This is a genomic window from Xenorhabdus bovienii, assembly GCF_024721015.1.
GTDB classification, from domain to species: domain Bacteria; phylum Pseudomonadota; class Gammaproteobacteria; order Enterobacterales; family Enterobacteriaceae; genus Xenorhabdus; species Xenorhabdus bovienii.
Map to the genome: position 1 here is coordinate 1 of NZ_JANAIF010000318.1, position 497 is coordinate 497.

General features: G+C 61.8%; 1 protein-coding gene. It reads right to left on the reverse strand.

The genetic code is table 11. The features are described from left to right. Positions 1-497: AMP-binding protein (locus tag NXS07_RS22590; protein WP_258087605.1), on the reverse strand; the 497-nt coding region annotated here is incomplete at both ends.

The following is a 497-nucleotide window of genomic DNA, read 5'->3' on the forward strand; positions in this document are numbered from 1 at the left end:
ACCCCTTTGGGCTGACCGGTTGTCCCTGAGGTGTAGATGATGTACGCCAGATCCGTAGCCCCGTTCACCGGCACCGGATTGTCCATTGGCCGTCCTGCGGTCACCGACGGATCATCCGCCGCAATTAGTGACAGCGTGTGCGTGTATTCCCCCAGCGCCGTCAAGTGACGCTGCTGGGTCACCACACACGAAGACCCGGTGTCGGCCAGAATAAACCGGACCCGCTCCGGCGGATATTCCGGGGACATCGGCACATAGGCCCCCCCGGCTTTCAGTACCGCCAGAATACTGATGATCATCTCCAGGCTGCGATCCAGATACAGAGCCACCGGCGTGTCTGCCGGCATCGGCGCATGGCGCTGCTGCTGATAGCGTTCGCGGATCACAACCGCCAGCTGGTTTGCCCGCTCATTGACCTGGCGGTAAGTCAGCGTTTCCCCGGCAAACACCAGTGCCACGTTATCCGGTGTGGCGACCACCTGAGCCTCGAACTGCTG